Below are 18,822 nucleotides of genomic sequence, written 5' to 3' on the forward strand. Positions count from 1 at the left end.
GCCCGGGCACAGCTCGGCGTCCGGTTTCTCAGCCGTCTCACAGGGCATTCGGGGCACGATGGGTGCCAGGAGGTACACAACATGTCACTGTTCCAGTCCCGTCCCGCGCTGCGCTGGCTCGTCCCCACCAGTGCCGCCGTGGTCGTCCTGGGCGGCGGCGCGGCGATCGGCACGCTCGCGGCCGCGTCCGAACCGAACCTGCCGCCACGCGACGCGGCCCAACTCCTGGTCGACCTGCAGACCGCCCGCCTGGACGGCCTGTCCGGCACCGTGCTGCAACGGGCCGACCTCGGCCTGCCGCCGGCGCTGGAGACGCTGGCCGGCAACAGCTCCGAACTCGCGGCGCTGGCGACCGGCCGGCACACGCTGCGGGTCTGGTACGCCGGGCCGGACCAGGCCCGGATCGCCCTGGTCGGCACGCTCGGCGAGACCGACGTGATCCGCAACGGCTCCGACGCCTGGGTCTGGTCGAGCCAGAAGAAGGAGGCCGTCCACTACAAGCTCGACCCGGGCAAGAAGGAGGAGTCGCCGGAGCTGCCCGGCGGGCTGCCGGCCACCCCGGAAGAGGCCGCCGACAAGGCGCTGGCCGCCATCGACCCGACCACCGAGGTACGGGTCGGCCGGTCGGCGACGATCGCCGGGCGGGACGCGTACGAGCTGATTCTCGCCCCGCGCGACAAGGCGTCGCTGGTCGAGGAGATCCGGATCGCGATCGACGCCGAGGAGAAGGTGCCGCTGCGGTTCGAGGTGTTCGCCGAGGGCGTCGAGGAGCCGGCGTTCGAGGTCGCATTCACCCAGGTCGACTTCAACCGGCCGGCGCCGGAGCAGTTCGTGTTCAACCCGCCGCCGGGCACGAAGGTGACCGAGAGTGACGCCAAGGGTGCCGGCCCGGACGGTGCGCCGTTCGGCGGGCACCGGCCGGACGGCGAGTCCGCCGAACCCGGCACGGCGCCGGAGCAGCGGCCGGAGACCCGTACGGTCGGCACCGGCTGGACGACGGTGCTGGTCGGCACCATGCCCAAGTCGGCGCCCGGGGCACCCGGCACGCCCGGCGCGGGCGGCGAGCCCGGCACCGACCTGGCCCAGCTCGCCGGCATGCTCGACCAGTTCCCGGCGGTCAGCGGTGACTGGGGCAGCGGGCGGCTCTTCTCGACCCACCTGTTCAACGTGCTGCTCACCGACGACGGCCGGGTGATCGGCGGCCTGGTGACGCCGGAACGCCTCTACGAGGTGGCGGCGCAGACGAAGTAGCCCGCCCTCAGGGATGGGCACCGGCGGCGCCGGGGGTGCGGTGTGGACCGCGTCCCCGGCGCCGCGGTCGTGTGCGCCCGGCGCCATGCGGCCGGCCGGACCGCCCGGCGGCGTGCCGGCCGGCGGCGTGCCGGCCCGGCCGGTCGCAGGACGACGCCCGGGCTGGTAAACCTGCGGGTATGGCAGACGTCAGTGGCGGCGGGGTCAGCGCCGACGAGGTGCTGCGGCTGGCCGGCGGGCTGGCCGGCGTCGAGCAGCACCAGTCGCGCGACGACGTGGCGTTCCGGGTCCGGGGCAAGGGTTTCGCCTACCTGTCCGACGACGGCGAGACGCTGGTGGTGAAGGCGACCCGCGACGAGCAGGCGGCGCTGGTGCTGGACAACCCGGTGGCGTACGAGCGGTCGCACTGCTCGGGCCGGTTCGGGTGGGTGCTGGTGCGGCTGGCGCACGTGCCACCGGACGAACTGGCCGAACTGGTCACCGAGGCGTGGCTGCTCACCGCGCCGCGCAAGCTGACCGCCGGCCGGCCGGACGTCGCCGCCGGCTAGGGCCGCCACCGGCCGGGCGTCGCTGGCGGCCAGGGCCGCCCACCAGCCGGCTCAGTCCACCTCGTGTACGGCGTAGCGCGGTTCGTCGTCGGGTTCGAAGCCGGTCACCGCCCGGATCACGGCGAAGACGAAGTCCTCGTCGGGACCCCACTCCGGAAACTCGATCCCTGACTCGACCGGCAGCGGCTCGCCGTCGTCCTGGACCGGCTCGCCGTCCTGGAAGACGATCTGGCGGACGAGTTTCCCGTCCTCGACGTACCAGAAGCCGTAGGTGCTGCTGACGCTGGCGAAGATGACGCCGAGGACGCGGGTGCCGGGGGCGGCCAGCCCGTCGCGTCCGGGTTCGGGGGCGAACGGCATCACCCGCAGTTCGGGGTCCCAGAGCTGGGCCCAGCCGGCGTCTTCGCGTACGTAGAGGCGCCCGCCGGGGAATGCGGCGCCCGCCTCGTCCAGGCCGACGAGTTCGCCGGTCGGCCGGTGGCGCAGGTCGTCGGGCGCCAGTTCGAGCAGCCGGTCGGTGGTCCAGCCGGCGGCGAAGATCGCGGTCGTGTTCCAGCCCATCGCGCCATCCTCCCCGGCCGGCGCAAGTCGGTGCTGTTTAGGGCGCCGCCGGCTCTGGGTACGAATGGTCAGGCATCGCCGGACATGACGGTCCAGAGTGGACGCGGCGACTCGTACGACCTGGGAGGCTCTCGTGCGCGGAGGATCGATAGTCGGTGTGCTGCTGCTGATCTGGGTGCTGATCGGCGTGGTGGCGGCTGGTCAGCGCGGCTACTTCGACGGTGACGACGCCAACTGTGCCAAGGCCGGCACGGTGGTGGTCACCGCGATCGCCGGCCCGCTGAACTACATGGGTGCCAACCCGAAGATCGAGTGTGAGGTCCCGCAGCCGTCGCAGTGACGGCGCGACCCCGGCGTACCGGCCCGCACCGCGACCCGCGGTGCGGGCCGGCGCCGTGTGCGGGGTGCCGGCGCCGTGTGCGGGCCGGCGTGCGGGCCGGCGTCGGGTGCGGCTACCGGACGGCGTCGGCGAGGTCGGCCAGGGTGAGCCGGGCGTGGACGTACAACAGCCTCTCCAGCGCGCCGACGGTCGGCACCTCGCCGACGACCTCGACCCCCTCGCCGGTGCCGGGCCGCCGGCGGTGCGCCAGCCGGTAGACGTGCCGGCCACGGATCAGCTCGACCGTCACCCGCCACTGCCCGCAGCACCGGCACACCAACCCCGCCACCCGGCCGACGATAGCTCTGACCTGCGGAAACTGCCGCCACTCGGCAAGATCGTCGTGATCAGGGAACGGACACCGGGACACGCCGACGACACGCGGGGCCTATTCCCTGATCACCGGGATCAGGGAGCGGGACAGTGCGGCGGGCAACTGGCGGCGGCGGTGGATGCCCAGCTTGTGGTAGGCCCGCTCCAGCAGGTTCGTGACGGTGCGGACGGAGATGTTCAGGGCCTGCGCGATGGCGGCGTTGGTCAGGCCGGAGGCGGCCAGCTCGCACACCTCCCGCTCCCGGGGCGTCAACGGGTCGGCCGCCGGCCCGCCGGCCCACGGCGGGTACGGGCCGGCGCTGCGCCGGGCGAGGTCGGCGAGCCGCCGCTCGGCGTCCCGGCCGGCCCGCCCGCCACCGGTCACGGCCGCCGCCGCCTCGTACGCCAGCCCCAGGTAGCCGCGCCCGGCGAACCCGTCGGCCACCTCGCACAGCGCGGGCGCGTCGGCGGCGGCCAGCGCGTCGGCGTGGTCGGCGAACAGGTCGAACAGCGGGCTGTCGCACTGCCGCGCCGCGGCGCGCAGCCGGGCCGCGCCCCGGGTCGACGGGCGCAGCCGGACCTGGAAGTACGCGCACTCGACGGCGGTCGTCAGCCGGGCCGCGTCGAGGTAGCGGTCGGCGAGCCGGTCGGCGAGGTCGGCCGCGTACGCCAGGCGGCCGGAGTGGGCCAGTGCCCGGATCTGGCTGAACTCGACGCGGTCGCGCAGGCCGAGGTCGTCGGGGATGCCGGCCAGGCCACGGTCCAGTTCCCGGTACGCCTCGTCGGGTCGGCCGAGGGTGGCGACGCAGACGGCGTACTCGCAGGACACGAAGACCCGTACCGGGAACGGGGTGTGTTCGTCGACCAGGGCCCGGGCCTCGCGCAGCGCCGGCAGGGCCTCGGCCGGGCGCCCCGCCCACATCGCGCACAGGCCGCGCGCGTGGCCGACGACGGCGACCTCGACCGGCTGGCCGCGCCGGACCGCCTCGGCGTAGTAGCGGTCGGCGAGCCGGGTCGCCTCGGCCAGCCGGCCGGCGAGGACGAGCGCCTGCACATGGCAGGCGGCGGCCGAGCCGCGCATCGCCGGCCAGCGGGCCGGCAGGGCGAGGCCGCCGTCGGCGAAGCGGTCGGCGGCCAGGGCCGGCTGGCCACGGAACGTCAGCAGGTAGGCGTTCATCGTCGTCGCGGCGTCGGCGACCAGCGGGTTGAGGGCGCGGGACCGGCCCGCAGCCGGCGGCGGGCCGGCGTCGGAGGCCGGCCGGGGGCGGTCGCCCGGTCCGGCGGCGGTGGCCCGGGTCGCGCCGCGGGTGAACAGCGACACCGCCAGCTCGGCGATCTCGAGATCGTCGCCGGCCGGCCCCGCGGCGGTTCCGGCCGCCACCCGCGCCCCGAGCACCTCGGCGTGGGCGTCGGCCGGGCGGCTGAGTCCCCAGAACAGGTTCAACGACCGGAGCGCGGCCAACTCGGCGTCCCGGTCGACCGCGCCGAGCAGCCGTTCGGTCTCGGTGGCCCGGCCCTGCGCCATCAGGGCCTGGGCGCGCAGCCCGACGCCGCGCGGGCCGGGGACGTGCTGGGCCAGGTCCTCGGCCAGGACCGGATCACCGGCGGCCAGCGCCCGTACGGCGGCGATCCCGGGTCCGATCCCCCGTCGCGGCAGGTCGGCCTCCAGCCGCCACCACACCGCGCTCGCGATGTCGACGCCGCGCGTGCCGGCCCGGCCGCCGGCGCGGACCAGGTCGCGGTACATCTGCCGGCGCCGGAGCTGGCCGAGGCCGGCGAGGGCGAGCTGCCGGTACAGCGGGTGGGCCATCGTCACCGTCCGGGGCCGGGCCCCGGGCTCGACGGCGACGGCACCGGAGGGGACGACCGCGCCGCGACCGGCGACGGCGGCCACCGCGTCGGCGCCGACGAGGTCGACCAGGATCCGTTCCGGCAGCCGGCCGGCGAGCGCGACGTAGCGCAGCGCGGTCAGGTCGGGGCCGTCGAAGGTGCCGAGGTCGGTGCTGGCGAGGTCGCGTACCCGGGGCTCGTCGCCGAGCCGGCCGCGCCAGGACCAGACGCCGTGGGAGCGGGTCAGCCCGCCGGTCTCCAGTCCGATGTCGAGCATCCCCCGCAGCAGTCGGGGGTTGCCCCGGGTGGCCCGCCACAGCAGGTCGGCGGTGCGGCCGTCGACCCGGCCGAGGACACGGGCGAGCAGTTCGGAGGTGACGGCCCGGCCGAGGCTGGGCAGCTCCAGCCGGGGCAGCGGCCGGTCGGTGAGCGCCGCCGGCAGTCCGGTGACCCGGCCGGCGGTCAGCAGCAGCCGTACGTCGGCGACGGCGCGAAGGTCGGCGAGAATCGCTGCGGAGGCGTCGTCGAGGTGGTCGGCGTCGTCGATGCCGACCACGACCGGCCGGTCGTGGGGCAGTTCGTCGCGCAGCCGCCCGCCGGGCGACAGCCAGTCGGGGGCGTCGTGCCGGCGCAGCCCGGCGACGCCGACGCCGGGGATGTGCCGGGTGGCGTCGGCCGCCGCGCCGCGCAGCACCAGCAGGCCGCGGTCGGCGCACCGGTCGAGCAGGAGTTCGGCGAGCCGGGTCTTGCCGACCCCGGGTTCGCCGGTGACGATCAGACCGGGGCCGTCCGGTGCGGTGAGCGTCCGCTCGCCGTACCCGGCCTCGGTGTCGCGGCCGAGGACCGGCCAGTCGGGTCCGGCACCGCCGGTGTCCGTACGCTCAGGCGCGATCACGGTCGGCGACGAAGTCATTGAGTACGAAATACTCATGATCCTCCTTGGAACCGGCAGGGATCGTGTCGTACGAGCGGATGGGCCATGCCAGCCACGACATCAGGTCGGGAAGGAAGCCGGGTGGAAAAGCAATGGAAGCTCCGCTCCGGCTGGCCCTTCGTGGCCCGGGCGGCCGAGGTCGACGCGGCGGCCGCCCGGCTGGCCCGGGTGGGCGAGCCGGGGGTGCTGCTGACCGGCGCGGCCGGCGTCGGCAAGTCCCGGCTGCTGGCCGAGATCGTCGACCGGTGCCGGGCGGACGGGGCGTACGTGCTGGTCGCCGGGGCGGGCGGGCGGCCGTTCCCCCCGGCCGCAGGGTCGGCGGGCGAGACGCCGTGGCCGGCCGGCGCCGACGTGGCGGACACCTTCGGTACGGCCGCCCGGGAGCTGCGCGCCGCCGCGGCCGGCCGCCGCTGCGTGCTGGCGGTCGACGACGTCCACCGGCTCGACGCCACCTCGGTCGCGCTGGTGCAGCACCTGGCGGTCACCGCCGGCGTACGGATCCTGGCCGCGACCCGTACCGGGCACCTGGCGGCGGGCGCCGTGCCGGCGCTGCGGCAGCGGCCGTTCGTGCGGGCCATGACCGTCGGGGCGCTCCCCCGCGACGCGGTCGCCGACTGTGTCGAGCAGGCCCTGGACGGGCCGGTCGACGGGCTGACCACCGACCGGCTGTGGCGGGCCACCCGGGGCAACCCGCTGTTCCTGCGGCACCTGCTTGACACCGGTGTGGCCACCGGGGCGCTGCGGCGTACCGCCGGGGTGTGGCGGTGGGCGGGGGCGATGCGGGCCGGCCGGGAGCTGCGGGACCTGGTGGTCGACCTGCTCGGCGCGTCGTCGCCGGCCGAGGCGGCCGCGCTGGCGTACGTCGCGCACGCCGAGCCGGTCGCTCTCGGGGTGCTGGAGACGCTGGTCGACGCCGCCGTGCTGGAGGAGCTGGAACTGCGGGCCCTGATCGCCGTGGAACGCGACGGCGAACGGCTCGTGGTGCGAATCGGTCACCCGCTGTTCGGCGAGGTGCTGCGGGCCGGGGCCGGCGCCCCGGCCCGGTCGCGGATCTACCGCGAGCTGGCCCGGGCCGCGCGGGGCCGGGCCACCGGACCGCGGACGGTCGCCTGGCGGCTCGCGGCCGGTGACCGGGTCACCGACGCCGAGGTGCTCGGCGCCGCCGAGGAGGCCCTGGCCGGCTGCGACGCGGCGCTGGCGGCGACGCTGGCCCGGCACGTCGACGGCCCGGCCGGCGCGGAGCTGCTCGGGCGGGCCCTGGTCGCCCAGGACCGGGCGGTGGAGGCCGAGGAACAGCTCGGCCGCCACCCACTGCCGAACCGTCCCGGCCAGGTGGTGGTCCGGGCACTGAACCTGTTGTGGAACCGGCGCCGGCCGGCCGATGCCGCGAAGCTGGTGCGCGGCTGCACCGGGGACGGGGCCCCGGCGCTGCGGGTCGCACGGCTGGCGATGGCGGCGTTCGGTGGCGCACCGATGCCGGGCCCGGCCGAGATGGCGGACCTGGTGGTCGTCGACCCGGTGGTGGCCAGCGTCGTCGACCCGCTGCGGGCGTTCCTGCTGATCCACGCGGGTCGCCCGGCGTACGTCGCCGACGCCTTCCCCGCCGACCGGGTGGGCGCGCCCCGGCCGTGGTCGTCGATGCGCGGCGCCGCCGTCGCCTGCCGGGTGCAGGCGCTGCAGCTCACCGGCCGGCTCGACGAGGCTGCGGACGCCGCCGGCGCCGGCTACCGGGCGGCGGTGGCCGGCGCGGTGCCGGCCGAGGCGGCACTGCTCGCCGCGGAACTGGGTGCGTGCGAGATGTGGGCGGGGCGGCCCGGGCGGGCGCTGCCGCACCTGCGGGAGGCCCGGGCGCTGCTGGACGAGGACGCGCCGGTCGCGGTGCAGATCCGCGTCCTCGCCGGGTACGCGACCGGCCTGGCCGCCACCGGGCACCCGGACCGGGCCGCCACGGTGCTGGCCGAGGTCGGCCGCCGGGTGCCCACGTCGTCGGCCACCGACGGGGTGCTGCGGCTGGCGGCGGTGCAGGTCGACGCGTGGAGCGGCCGGCGGGCGGCGGCCGAGGAGGCCGCCCGGCTCGGTACGGCGTACCGGCTGGCGGGCCGGCCGACCGAGGCGGCACAGGCGTACTACCTCGCGGCCCGGCTGCGCCCGTCGCCGCTGGTCGCGGCGGCGCTCGCCGAGGTGGTCGCCGGCTGCGACAGCGACCTGTTCCAGGTGTTCGCGCGGCATGCCGACGCCGCCGCGACGGGTGACCTGGACGGGTTGCGGGCGGTCGCCGCCGAGCTGGACGGCCGCGGCTACCGGGGGCTGGCGCTGGAGGCGGTGTCGACCGCGGCTGCGCTGGCCACCGCCGCCGGCCACGGCCGGGTCGCGGCGGGGCTGCGGGCCGAGGTCGGCCGGCTGCACCGGCACTGCGACGGCAACCGTCCACCCTGGACCCTGGTGGCCGGGCCGTCGGCGGCGCTGACCGGCCGGGAACGGCAGACCTGCGAGCTGGCCGCCGCCGGCCTGCCCGACGACGTCATCGCCGGGCGGCTGGGGCTGTCGCGGCGCACCGTCGCCAACCACCTGCACCGCGCGTACGGCAAGCTCGGGGTGCGCGGCCGGCGGGACCTGCCGGCCGCGCTCGGCCTGCCCAGCCCCGGCCTTCGGGTCGACCCGCTCTGGGAGACGGCGGGCTGACCCCGGCCGGCCCCGGGCTGGGCGGCCGGGCGTCGCGGCCCGTGGGAGGTCACGGGCCGCGACGCCGGCATCAGTGACAGCCCACCGGGCCGCCGGCGTCGAGGACCGCGCCGTCGACGTCGACGAACTGCCACGAGTAGCTGTCGACCCCCAGGTCCAGCCTGAGTACGCCGTTGACCCGCAGCCGCACCTCGCTGTTGGCCCGTACGGTGCCGAACTCGCGCGGGGTGGCGCCCCCGGTGCCGACCACGAACTCACGGATTCCCGCCGGCGACCCGACCGCGTCCGGGGTCTGCGGCGCGAACCGCTCGTACGAGTGGTCGTGCCCGTTGAGGACCACGTCGGCGCCGACGGCGTGCAGCGCGTCCCAGAACGGCCGCATGTTGGGGAAGTTGCCGTGCGTGCCGCCGGAGCTGAACATGGGCCGGTGCCAGAAGGCGAGCACGCACCGCTTCGTGTTCGCCGCCAGGTCGGCCCGCAGCCAGGCGACCTGCGGGCCGCCGGCCGACCGCTCGTACTCCGAGTTCAGCGACACGATGTGCCAGTTGCCGAGGTCGAAGCTGTACCAGCTGGCCCCGGCCGGCCGGGCCAGGTCGCCGAAGTACTCGAAATAGCCCTGCGCGCCGTCGCCGAGGATGTATTCGTGGTTGCCCGGCGTGGGCCGGGTCCGGTCCTTCAGCCGGCCCCAGCTCGGCTCGTAGTACGCCCGGTACTCCTCGATGGTGCCGTCGTTGTTCTGGTTGTCGCCGAGCACCAGGACGGCGTCCGGGTCGATCGCCAGCGCCCGTTCCGACGTGCGCCAGTGGGCGCACGAGGTGCCGGTGCAGCGGGTGGCGATGTCGCCGGCCGCGACGACGACGTGCCCGCCGCCCGGCCCCGGGTCCGGGTCGGCGACGAGGGCGGCGACCTCGGCCACGCTGGCCCAGCCGTTGCCCTCGGCACTGTTCCACCAGGCCAGCCGTACGAAGCGGGCGCCGGTCGGGGCCGCGAACGGGGAACTCTCGAACCCGGCGGTGGTGCCGGTGCTGCGGCCGGCCCACACCTTGGTGAAGGCGGTGCCGTCGGTGGAGGTGTAGACGGTGAAGTCGTTCCACCGCAGGTCGCCGCGGTGCCAGGCGACCCTGACCCCGCACAGGTCGCGGGCGGCGCCGAGGTCGAGGGTCAGGGCGGCGCCGAAGCCCTGGCCCGACCAGCGGGTGCCGAGGTCGCCGTCGACGGCGTGCGCCGGCGGGTTCGCCGCCTCGTGGGTGCTGGCGGTGGCGGTGGCCGGCACGGCGGTGCCGCAGCCGGGGATGGCCGGCACCACGTCGGACGGTACGTCGGCGGCGGTCGCGGCCCCGCCGACCAGTGCCGTCGCGGCGACCAGGAGCCCGGCGAGCGCGCCCCGGCCGGCCCGGGCCACGCCGGGGTGGCGCCGGGCCGCGCCGCGTCGCGGCCAGGGGTGTCGGTCGTCCGGGTCATGGGCCGAGCACCGCCGCCTCGGTGATGCTGGCCCAGCCGTTGCCCTCGGCGTTGTTCCACCAGGAGACGCGGACGAACCGGGCGTCGCGCGGGGTGAAACGTTCCGTCTCCGGCGCGGTCGTCGCGCCGGTGCTGCGGCCCTCCCATGCCTTGGTGTAGGTGACGCCGTCGGTGGAGGTGTAGACGGTGTAGTCGTTCCACCGCAGGTCGCCGCGGTGCCAGGCGACGGTGGTGCCACAGAGGCGCCGGACGGTGCCGAGGTCGAGGGTCAGCGCGGCGCCGAAACCGTTCCCCGACCAGCGGGTGCCGAGGCTGCCGTCGACGGCCTGCGCCGGCGGGTTCGCCGCCTCGTGGGTGCTCGCCGAGACCCCGGCGACCGGCACCGCGCCCGCGCAGCCCCCGGACCCGCCGGGGGCCACGTCGGCGTACGTCGCCCGTTCGTCGCCGACGCGTACCTCGTCGTGGAACATGACGCGGCGGTCGACGGTGGAGGCCCGGTCGGAGAAGGCCCAGTCCCACTTGTAGATGCCGAGCTTGAAGTACGGCGATCTCGGGCCGCCGCCGTGCACCGGACCGGTCCGGGAGACCACCTGGACCCCGTCCCGCCACACCTCCAGCAGGCCGGCGCCGTCGGTGCGCCACCGCACGTGGAAGACCCAGTCGGTCCAGCCCCCGGTGCGGTACGGCCCGAGGTCGATGAACTCGCCCTGGAAGTCGATCTGCCAGCGGCCCTTGCCGGTCAGGAGCGCCAGCGGCGGCGATCCGCCGGGGCAGCCGCTGTCGCACTGGTGCCACTGGGTGACGATCTCCGACGAGGTGTCGTACGCCCAGGTCGGGTCGAGGTTGATGCTGAAGCCGTACCAGCGCTCGGCGTTGGCCGGCTGCGCGTCGGGCTGGTTGATCTCGGCGCGCCTGCTGCCCGCAGCCGGGCTCGGGTCGGTGCGGTTCAGTTCGAACCGCACCGCGTGCCCGCCCGCGCGGGCCGGTGCGGTGACCATGGTCGCCCCGTGGTCGGTGACGAACTGCTTGTAGAACCCGGCCGGGGGTGTGGCCGGCAGGGTGCGGTCGGCCGGGTTCTCCCAGTCGAGGGTGCGCAGGACGCCGGCCGGGTCGGCGCCCGCCGGCTGGGCCGCCACCACGGCGACCGCCAGCCCCAGCGCCGCGGCGACCGTGGCGGCCAGGGGTCTGTTACGGATCGATGCCATACGTCGCTCCCGTCGGATCGGCAGGGATCGGCAGGGATCGGGCGGGGCCGGATTTGTCCGGCACCGCCCGAACCCTTGGCAGCGTCGTACAGTGGATCGACAACCGTCATGAGTAACAGATGCTCAGGCCGGTCGCTTTCAGCTCGCGGTGCAGGTCACCGCCGGTACGCCGTTGGTGCCGGTCCAGGAGCCGATGAAGCCGAAGTTGGCCGTGCCACCGGCGGGCAGGCTGCCGTTGTACGCCACGTTGCGGGCGGTCACCGCCGCGCCACTGCTGGTCAGGTTGGTGTTCCAGGACTGGCTGACCGACTGGCCGTTGCCGAACCGCCAGGTGACCGTCCAGCCGGCGATCGGCGCCGCGCCGGCGGTCACCTTCACGTCGCCCTGGAAACCGCCCTGCCACTGCCCGACGATGCTGTAGGCGGCCGTGCAGCTCTTGCCACCCGGCGGCGGGGTGGTCGGCGGCGGCGTGGTCGGCGGCGGGGTCGTGGGCGGAGGCGTCGTCGGCGGAGGCGTGGTCGGCTGGACGCCGCCGTAGACGGTCGCCTCGCGTGACGTGGTCCGGATGCCGTTCGCCCCGTTGAAGATCCGCTGCCCCCACGAGGTGAGCGCGTTGACGTTGAAGTTCGTCACCATGTCGAGGTATTCGACGCCGCCCCCGTTGCCGCTCCACGACCAGCCGATGTAGCCGATCCCGTGGGTCGTGGTGTACGACATGATCGTGTCTTCGTCGGGGTTGCCGTCAGAGTGGTTGAACCCGAACTCGCCGACGACGATCGGCAGCCCGGCGGTCCGGAACCGGCCCAGGTAGTCGGTGACCTCGGCGGCGGTGTCGAAGACGCCGTACATGTGCACCGAGAAGACGGTGTTGCGGTCGGGGTCGCTGGCGAAGACCGCCGCCGCGTTGTCGCGCATGGTGAACTGCCAGTCCTGACCCCAGTTCGGGGCGTCGACCATGATCTGGTGGTCGAAGCCGGCGTCGCGCAGCCGGTTGATCGCGCTGGAGGTCGCCTGCACCCAGCCCGGCGTCACCGGGTTGTTGCCGATCGGCTCGTTGCCGATGTTGACGATGATGTACTTCTCCTGGCCGGCCAGCACGTCCCGCAGGCTGATCCAGTAGTCGACCGCCCGGTCCAGGGTCACCGCGCCGGCCTGTTCACCGTACCCGGTGGTGTCGTGGTTCTCCAGCACGCAGATGAGCTTGTTCTGCTTGCACAGGGCGACCACGTTGGCGACGTCGGCCGGCCCGTTGGCGGCCCAGCGGCCACCGCTGAGGACCACCCGGACGGTGTTGGCACCCAGCGACTTGATGTTGGCGAACGAGCTGGTCTGGTGCGTGTACCAGGCGTGCGGGTGGCTCACGCCCCGCATGATGAACTGGTTGCCGTTGGACTCGTAGATCTTGCCGCCGCTGACGTAGAAGCCGGTGGCGGCGTGCGCATTCGGCACGAAGACGAACAGGGCGGCGAGGGTGGCGAGCAGCGTCGCACCGGCGACGGTTAGTCGTGTTTTCATGACCTGCCTCAGGAAGTGCCCATGGCGGGCGAAGACGTCGGGACTGGCAGTCGCTGCCCGACAACTGCCAACCGGCTCCCTGCGGCTCGCATCAGACTAGGCACGTACATCAATCAAGTCAACCGGTTAAGTGCCCGTCGACGTTACCCGGACCGCACACCGGGTAAGCCGCCGCGTCCGCGAAGCCCCGGAGGCCAACAGATGCGAGCAGTCACCTGGCACGGCAAGCGCGACGTACGGGTGGAGACGGTGCCCGACCCGGCGATCCAGCAGCCCACCGATGCCATCATCCGGGTCACCTCCACCGGCATCTGCGGCTCCGACCTGCACCTGTACGAGGTCATGGGTCCCTTCATGGGCGAGGGCGACATCCTCGGCCACGAACCGATGGGCGTGGTCGAGGAGGTCGGCGACGAGATCACCAACCTCGCCCCCGGCGACCGGGTGGTCGTCCCGTTCCAGATCGCCTGCGGCCACTGCTACATGTGCGGCCTCGGCCTGCCGACCCAGTGCGAGGTCACCCAGGTCCGCAACACCGGCATGGGCGCCGCCCTCTTCGGCTTCTCCAAGCTCTACGGCGAGATCCCGGGTGGGCAGGCCGAACTACTGCGGGTGCCGCAGGCCCAGTACGGCCCGATCAAGGTCCCCGACGGCCCGCCCGACGACCGGTTCGTCTACCTGTCCGACGTCCTCCCGACCGCCTGGCAGGCGGTGGAGTACGCGGCGATACCGCCCGGCGGCAGCCTCGTCGTGCTCGGCCTCGGCCCGGTCGGCGACATGTGCACCCGCATCGCCCGGCACCGCGGCGCCGGCCAGGTGATCGGCGTCGACCTGGTCCCCGCACGCGTCGACCGGGTCCGCCGCAACGGCATCGACGTACTCGACCTGCAGGACTATGACGAGGGCATCGCCGACGCCATCCGGGAACGCACCGACGGCCGTGGCCCCGACTCGGTCGTCGACGCGGTCGGCATGGAGGCGCACGGCGACCCGATGGGCACGGTCGCCCAGCGGATGTCCGGCACCCTGCCCGACTCGATCGGCTCCCGGCTGATGGCCCGCGCCGGCCGGGACCGGCTCGCCGCCCTGCACCTGGCCAGCGACATCGTCCGGCGCGGCGGCACCATCTCGGTCATCGGCGACTACGGCGGCACCGCCGACCCGCTGCCGCTGCTCACCCTCTTCGACAAGCAGGTGACGCTGCGGATGGGGCAGGCCAACGTGCGGCGCTGGTCCGACGACATCATGCCGTTGGTCACCGCCGACAACGACCCGCTCGGCGTGGACAACTTCGCCACCCACCGGCTGCCCCTGGCCGACGCCCCCAGGGGCTACGAGATGTTCCAGAAGAAGGAGGACGGAGTAGTGAAGGTGTTGTTGCGCCCATGACGACGACGAACCCGCCCGACCCGACCCCGGCGCCGCGTACCGTGCCGCCGCCCGCCCCGGACCGGCCGGTCCGCGCCACGGCCGGGGACCGGCCCGTACGCCGCACGCTGCGCCGCGAGCCCGGCCTGCGCCGGCGCCGGATCTGACAACCCGGGTACGGCGCACAGGTTTGCCACGGCCACGACCGGTTACCACGGTCGGCAAGAATGCCGTGGAAGGGATCCGCATGGTCGCCGTGGGCTACACCCTCATGTCCGAACAGACCGCGCCGAAGCAACTCGTCGACTACGCGGTGCGCAGCGAGCACGCCGGCTTCGACCACGCCGTCGTCTCCGACCACTACTACCCGTGGCTGGAGTCCCAGGGCCACTCCCCCTACGCCTGGTCGGTGCTGGGCGCGATCGCCCACGCCACCCAGCGCATCGACCTGATGTCGTTCGTGACCTGCCCGATCCGCCGCTACCACCCGGCGGTCGTGGCGCAGAAGGCGGCGACCGTCGGGGTGCTCTCCGACGGCCGGTTCACCCTCGGGCTCGGCGCCGGCGAGAACCTCAACGAGCACGTCGTCGGGGCGTGGCCGCACGTACGGCAGCGGCACGAGATGTTCGAGGAGGCGTTGCAGATCATCCCGCCGCTACTCGACGGCGAGACGCTGTCGTACTCCGGCGAGTACTACGACGTGCCCGAGGCGTACCTGTGGGACCGGCCGGCGGACCGGGTGCCGATCGCGGTGGCCGCCTCCGGCCCGGCGTCGTGCGAACTCGCCGGCTCGTACGCCGACGGTCTCATCGCCACCGAGCCCGACCCCGAGGTCATCGCCCTGTTCGACGACGCCGGCGGGGCCGGCAAGCCCCGGTACGGGCAGGTCGCGATCTGCTACGGCCCGGACGAGGAGGAGTGCCGCCGAATCGTGCACGACCAGTTCCGCTGGTTCGGCCTCGGCTGGAAGGTCAACGCCGACCTGCCCGGCCCGGAGTCGTTCGAGAGCGCGACCCGGTTCGTCCGGGAAGAGGACGTCGCGTCCTCCATCCCGTGCGGGCCCGACCTCGAGCGGCACGTCACCGCGTTCAAGCGGTTCGTCGACGCCGGCTTCACCCACGTGGCGGTGGTCCAGGTCGGCGGGGCGAGCCAGCCGATGTTCCTCGACTGGGCGGAGCGGGAACTCGTGCCGCGACTGCGGGAGCTGTGATGCGGATCGGAAACGTCGAGATACGCCCGCTCGGCGGCGGGCTGGGCTGCCTGCTGATGATCCTGTTCTCGGTACTCGCGTCGATCGTGCTGACCGTGCTGGTCAACATGCTGTTCTAGGCGCCGGCCGCCACACCGGTCGGGGCGGGCCGGCCGGTCAGCGGCCCGATCTCGGATCGGGGCGGCGCAGGCCGAGCGCGACCAGCACGCCACGGGCGGTGGCGGCGGCCGGCCGCCAGATCGTGTCGCGCACCCAGCAACCGGCCGGGACGACGGTCGCCCGCCACAGCCAGCCGACCGCCCGCGCGACCGGCACCACCGTGTGCCGCCACAGCCACCGCAGCGCGAGCCCGACCGGTCGCAGCAGCAGCCGGTAGACGAGGCCGAGCACCACGCCGACGGCCCGCCAGGCCCAGACCACGGCCGCCCACAGCACGGCGGCGACGAGGACGACGCCCGGACGGACCACCCGCCACCCGGCCCGCAGCCCTCGACCGATCCAGCGGGCCACGGCGAGCAGCGCCCGGCCGACGGCCCGCAGTGCCGGCCGGAACACCCGGAACAGCCACCGGATCGGCACGACCAGCAGATAGCGGCCGAGCCAGCCCAGCGGCCGCCACAGCAGGTTGACGAACAGCCAGCACAGCGGGCGCCAGACGACCCGGTCGAGGAACCAGCCGAGCGGGCGCAGCAGGTAGCGGTAGAGGAACCGGCCGACCGGGCTGAGCACGAACCGGCCGAACGCGACCAGCGCCGCCCAGCCCAGCCGCACCGGTACGACGAACACCAGGGCGAGCAGCCGGACCGGCCACCGGATCCAGGCGGGCACCTCAGGGTCGGGGGTGGCCCGGACGGGCGGGCGGGGGCTACGGCGGCGGGTCACGTCAGCACGATAGTCAGGCCGTACCAGGGTCGTGCGACCAAGATCGGATAGCCGACCGGCGGCGTCCTGCCCGCCCGACGCTCCTGTGGTGCGGCGGTGCGTGGTGATCGTTAGTTGTTCCGCTGTTGTCCGTACGGCGTGTCGAGCTGCTGGGCAGCAGACGATCACAGGTGCCTCTGCTCCTGCGGTGTGCCAAGTGGTTGATGGTGGGATTTCGAGGCGTCGGTAGAGCTGAGGCGGGGACGGGTGCCTCGCGGCTTCGGCCTGTAGTGCTCGGATGCGTCGGCTCACCACTGCCGAACCGACCCGCCATGCGCAGTCAGCCGACCGGGGACAGGTCGAGGTCGGCGATCACGGGATAGTGGTCGGAGGCCCATTCGGTGTCGCCGCCGGTGACGACTCGACACTCCTGGGCCATCTCCGCCACCGGTGCCGTGCCGAGGATGTAGTCCAGCCGCATGCCGGAGAACTCCGCGCCACCACCGCGCGTCGTCGGCGCCGTATGCGTCACCTCGCCCGTCCCGGCCAGGCGGAAGAGGTCGACGAACCCGGCCCGGTCGAGCGCGGCGACCGCCCGGGTGTCGACCGCGCCACGGGTCAGGTGCCGCCCCCGGTACGCCGGCGGCAGGCGCTCGATCCGCTCCCGGTGGTCGGTCCACGGGTCGAGTGAGTTGAGGTCGCCCATCAGCAGCACCATCGGGACCCCACCGGTCCCCCGCCGGGGGCGGGCCGGCGCGGTGAGCCAGCCGGCCTCACGCACCCGCCACCCGCCGGAGTACGGCTGGAGGTGGGTGCCGAGTACGGTCAGCGGGCCGCGGTCGGTGGCGACGGTGACCCGGGCGGCGGCGTGGTGGAACGGCCGGTGCACCGAACCGGCCGCCACGATCCGGGCCGGCGGGCGGACCAGGACCGCGACCGGCTGGCCGGACACCGACCGGGCCAGGTGCCCGGTCATCCCCCAACTCTCGGCCAGCCCGGCGAGCCGGCGCCGGTCGAAGCCGCGCAGTTCCTGCAGGGCGAGCAGGTCGGGACGTATCCGGTCGACGACGGCCGCGACCCCGGCGAGCCGGGACTGGTCGGCGCCGTCGTACCCGCCGGTCCTGATGTTGTAGGTCATCGCCCGCACGGCCATGCCTCCACCGTCGCACGCCGGCCCGGCCCGGGTCCCCCGACCCGCGCGCCGCGCTAGCGGCTGCCGGCGGTCTCCAGTTCGGCGGAGACGGTGTCGTCGTCGGGCAGGGTCGCCGGCTCGTTGCCGGCGTGCACGTCGGCGTTGGGGCGGACCACCCAGTAGAGCAGCCCGATCCACAGCCCGGTCAGCAGCATCGCGCCGACGAAGTCGCTCGGGTGGTGCATGCCCCGGTACATCCGCGACACCGCGACCCCGACCGGCATGATCACGGCGGCGGCCACCGCGAGCCAGCGCAGCACCCGGCCCGTACGCGGCCAGACCAGCACGGCGATGGCGACCCACAGGCACATGGTCGCGGCGATGTGGCCGGACGGGAACGACGCCGTCGGCATCGGGCCGTCGAGGTTCTCCACCGGCGGCCGGGGCCGGTCGACGGCGCGGGCGGTGGCGAGGAAGAGGGTCAGCTCGCCGAACATGGTCAGGGCCACGAAGACCACCGGCCGCCAGCGCCGCCAGACGGCGAGCACCAGCGGGCAGAAGACCAGCGAGACGAGCAGGATGGCGTGGGTGTCGCCGGCCTTGCTCCACCAGTGGCTGAAGTCGTCGAGTGCCGGGGTGCGGTGGTCGGCGAACCACTGCGGGACGGCGGTGTCGATCCGGTCGACGAAGGTGTCGTCGGCGTGGTAGCTGACCAGCATCCCGAACCCGAACAGGACACCGAAGACCAGCACCCAGCCGGTGATGATCTCGGCGATGCCCAGCCGGGCCTTCGGCAGGATCTTCTCCTCGTCGGGGGCGGGGGCGATCTCGTGTGCCGCCTCGGGTTCGAGGCCCTCGATCAGGTGCGGCACCCGCTGGCCGACCTCCAGTCGCCACAACCGGAAGGCGTACGCGGTGACGCCGAGCCAGGCCAGCCCGAGCAGCCAGCCGGCGATCACGTCACTGACGAAGTGCACACCCAGCGCGACGCGGGTGAACCCGATCAGGAAGACGACGGTGGCCACGACCGCGATCGCCGGCCGGCGCCAGCGCGGCGCCAGCGCGGGCAGGAAGACCAGCAGCAGCGCGCCGTACGCGACGATGGAGCCGAGCGCGTGTCCACTGGGGAAGCTGTTGCCGGCCGAGCCGGCGAGCGTCACCTCGACGGCGGGACGCAGCCGGCCGACGAGCAGTTTCAGGGCCGGGTCGAGGAACAGGGCGCCGGCACCGGCGACCACCAGGTAGATCGCCAGCCGGGGCTGGCGGCGGATGAGCAGGCCGACGACGGCCACCGAGACCAGCCAGAGCATGATCGGCCGGCCGCCGAGGTCGGTGATCGCCCGCAGTACGGTGACCAGCGGCCCCTGCTCGGAGATGACCCGGTTGAGTTCGGCGGCGGTGCCGTGGTCGAGGTCGTACAGCGGTCCGAACTCGACCCGGACCAGCATCAGCAGCAACCCGAACCCGAGTCCGCAGCCGACGACGAGGAGCAGCCCGGCGAGGCTGCGACCGGCGAAGTGTTCCAGCGGCCGTAACGGGACCCGCCTGGTCGGTTCGAGTTCGGTGCCCACGC

16 protein-coding genes are annotated in these 18,822 nt (G+C 74.5%); 7 read left to right on the plus strand and 9 right to left on the minus strand.

Going from position 1 to position 18,822, the window contains the following annotated elements:
- The first annotated feature begins 81 nt into the window (after window positions 1-81).
- Together QCD66_RS26050 and QCD66_RS26055 are read left to right on the plus strand one after the other, a co-directional pair.
- Window positions 82-1,251: an outer membrane lipoprotein carrier protein LolA gene (locus QCD66_RS26050; RefSeq protein ID WP_375737231.1), complete on the plus strand. Its 1,170-nt coding sequence runs from the start codon at window positions 82-84 to the stop codon at window positions 1,249-1,251.
- A gap of 179 nt (window positions 1,252-1,430) precedes the next feature.
- Window positions 1,431-1,799: an MmcQ/YjbR family DNA-binding protein gene (locus QCD66_RS26055; RefSeq protein ID WP_364213826.1), complete on the plus strand. Its 369-nt coding sequence runs from the start codon at window positions 1,431-1,433 to the stop codon at window positions 1,797-1,799.
- 51 nt (window positions 1,800-1,850) lie between these two features.
- On the opposite strand, the gene QCD66_RS26060 is transcribed toward QCD66_RS26055, so the two are convergent.
- Complete coding sequence (locus QCD66_RS26060; protein ID WP_375737232.1) at window positions 1,851-2,360, minus strand: hypothetical protein; 510 nt, start codon at window positions 2,358-2,360, stop codon at window positions 1,851-1,853.
- A gap of 133 nt (window positions 2,361-2,493) precedes the next feature.
- On the opposite strand from QCD66_RS26060, the gene QCD66_RS26065 reads away from it, so the two are divergent.
- Window positions 2,494-2,700, plus strand: coding sequence for a hypothetical protein (locus QCD66_RS26065; protein ID WP_364213821.1), 207 nt, complete (start codon window positions 2,494-2,496; stop codon window positions 2,698-2,700).
- Window positions 2,701-2,812: 112 nt separating this feature from the next.
- On the opposite strand, the gene QCD66_RS26070 is transcribed toward QCD66_RS26065, so the two are convergent.
- Together QCD66_RS26070 and QCD66_RS26075 are read right to left on the minus strand one after the other, a co-directional pair.
- On the minus strand, window positions 2,813-3,028 hold the full coding sequence (locus tag QCD66_RS26070; RefSeq protein WP_375737233.1) for a hypothetical protein: 216 nt from the start codon (window positions 3,026-3,028) through the stop codon (window positions 2,813-2,815).
- 99 nt (window positions 3,029-3,127) lie between these two features.
- Window positions 3,128-5,776 carry a LuxR C-terminal-related transcriptional regulator gene (locus QCD66_RS26075; protein WP_407566822.1) on the minus strand — a complete coding sequence of 883 codons (2,649 nt, stop codon included), beginning with the start codon at window positions 5,774-5,776 and terminating at the stop codon, window positions 3,128-3,130.
- A 120-nt stretch (window positions 5,777-5,896) separates the two neighbouring features.
- Between QCD66_RS26075 and QCD66_RS26080 the strand changes: the two genes are divergently transcribed.
- Window positions 5,897-8,497, plus strand: coding sequence for an AAA family ATPase (locus tag QCD66_RS26080; protein WP_407566823.1), 2,601 nt, complete (start codon window positions 5,897-5,899; stop codon window positions 8,495-8,497).
- A 70-nt stretch (window positions 8,498-8,567) separates the two neighbouring features.
- On the opposite strand, the gene QCD66_RS26085 is transcribed toward QCD66_RS26080, so the two are convergent.
- The 3 genes from QCD66_RS26085 to QCD66_RS26095 all read right to left on the minus strand — a co-directional run bounded on the left by QCD66_RS26085 (window position 8,568) and on the right by QCD66_RS26095 (window position 12,678).
- Window positions 8,568-9,899: a discoidin domain-containing protein gene (locus QCD66_RS26085; RefSeq protein ID WP_407566824.1), complete on the minus strand. Its 1,332-nt coding sequence runs from the start codon at window positions 9,897-9,899 to the stop codon at window positions 8,568-8,570.
- 55 nt (window positions 9,900-9,954) lie between these two features.
- Complete coding sequence (locus QCD66_RS26090) at window positions 9,955-11,163, minus strand: heparin lyase I family protein (protein WP_364213809.1); 1,209 nt, start codon at window positions 11,161-11,163, stop codon at window positions 9,955-9,957.
- Window positions 11,164-11,301: 138 nt separating this feature from the next.
- A complete protein-coding gene (locus QCD66_RS26095) occupies window positions 11,302-12,678 on the minus strand; it encodes a cellulase family glycosylhydrolase (protein WP_375734782.1) in 1,377 nt (458 codons plus the stop codon).
- Between the two features lie 201 nt (window positions 12,679-12,879).
- Between QCD66_RS26095 and QCD66_RS26100 the strand changes: the two genes are divergently transcribed.
- From QCD66_RS26100 to QCD66_RS26110, 3 genes are all read left to right on the plus strand, one after another.
- Complete coding sequence (locus tag QCD66_RS26100; protein WP_364213803.1) at window positions 12,880-14,067, plus strand: zinc-dependent alcohol dehydrogenase; 1,188 nt, start codon at window positions 12,880-12,882, stop codon at window positions 14,065-14,067.
- Entirely contained in the window at window positions 14,064-14,213 is a 150-nt protein-coding gene (locus QCD66_RS26105; protein ID WP_364213800.1) for a hypothetical protein, read from the plus strand. The genes QCD66_RS26100 and QCD66_RS26105 overlap by 4 nt, the downstream gene beginning before the upstream one ends.
- Window positions 14,214-14,293: 80 nt before the next feature.
- Window positions 14,294-15,256 (plus strand): TIGR03557 family F420-dependent LLM class oxidoreductase, encoded by a 963-nt coding sequence (locus QCD66_RS26110; protein ID WP_375734783.1) that lies wholly within the window; start codon window positions 14,294-14,296, stop codon window positions 15,254-15,256.
- A 156-nt stretch (window positions 15,257-15,412) separates the two neighbouring features.
- Here the strand turns inward: QCD66_RS26110 and QCD66_RS26115 are convergent, their stop codons facing one another.
- The 3 genes from QCD66_RS26115 to QCD66_RS26125 all read right to left on the minus strand — a co-directional run bounded on the left by QCD66_RS26115 (window position 15,413) and on the right by QCD66_RS26125 (window position 18,820).
- Window positions 15,413-16,138 carry a hypothetical protein gene (locus tag QCD66_RS26115; RefSeq protein ID WP_375734784.1) on the minus strand — a complete coding sequence of 242 codons (726 nt, stop codon included), beginning with the start codon at window positions 16,136-16,138 and terminating at the stop codon, window positions 15,413-15,415.
- 319 nt (window positions 16,139-16,457) lie between these two features.
- Entirely contained in the window at window positions 16,458-17,270 is an 813-nt protein-coding gene (locus QCD66_RS26120) for an endonuclease/exonuclease/phosphatase family protein (RefSeq protein WP_375734785.1), read from the minus strand.
- Between the two features lie 53 nt (window positions 17,271-17,323).
- Window positions 17,324-18,820 carry a phosphatase PAP2 family protein gene (locus tag QCD66_RS26125; RefSeq protein WP_364213792.1) on the minus strand — a complete coding sequence of 499 codons (1,497 nt, stop codon included), beginning with the start codon at window positions 18,818-18,820 and terminating at the stop codon, window positions 17,324-17,326.
- Window positions 18,821-18,822 lie beyond the last annotated feature (2 nt).

The organism is Polymorphospora sp. A560, from assembly GCF_045781765.1.
Lineage (GTDB): Bacteria > Actinomycetota > Actinomycetes > Mycobacteriales > Micromonosporaceae > Polymorphospora > Polymorphospora lycopeni.

Excerpts from the sequence above, each read along its gene's own strand:
- QCD66_RS26055 (WP_364213826.1), top strand. The coding sequence starts at position 1,431 with ATGGCAGACGTCAGTGGCGGCGGGGTCAGCGCCGACGAGGTGCTGCGG.
- QCD66_RS26120 (WP_375734785.1), bottom strand. The coding sequence starts at position 17,270 with ATGGCCGTGCGGGCGATGACCTACAACATCAGGACCGGCGGGTACGAC.
- QCD66_RS26090 (WP_364213809.1), bottom strand. The coding sequence starts at position 11,163 with ATGGCATCGATCCGTAACAGACCCCTGGCCGCCACGGTCGCCGCGGCG.
- QCD66_RS26110 (WP_375734783.1), top strand. The coding sequence starts at position 14,294 with ATGGTCGCCGTGGGCTACACCCTCATGTCCGAACAGACCGCGCCGAAG.
- QCD66_RS26100 (WP_364213803.1), top strand. The coding sequence starts at position 12,880 with ATGCGAGCAGTCACCTGGCACGGCAAGCGCGACGTACGGGTGGAGACG.
- QCD66_RS26060 (WP_375737232.1), bottom strand. The coding sequence starts at position 2,360 with ATGGGCTGGAACACGACCGCGATCTTCGCCGCCGGCTGGACCACCGAC.
- QCD66_RS26050 (WP_375737231.1), top strand. The coding sequence starts at position 82 with ATGTCACTGTTCCAGTCCCGTCCCGCGCTGCGCTGGCTCGTCCCCACC.
- QCD66_RS26105 (WP_364213800.1), top strand. The coding sequence starts at position 14,064 with ATGACGACGACGAACCCGCCCGACCCGACCCCGGCGCCGCGTACCGTG.
- QCD66_RS26095 (WP_375734782.1), bottom strand. The coding sequence starts at position 12,678 with ATGAAAACACGACTAACCGTCGCCGGTGCGACGCTGCTCGCCACCCTC.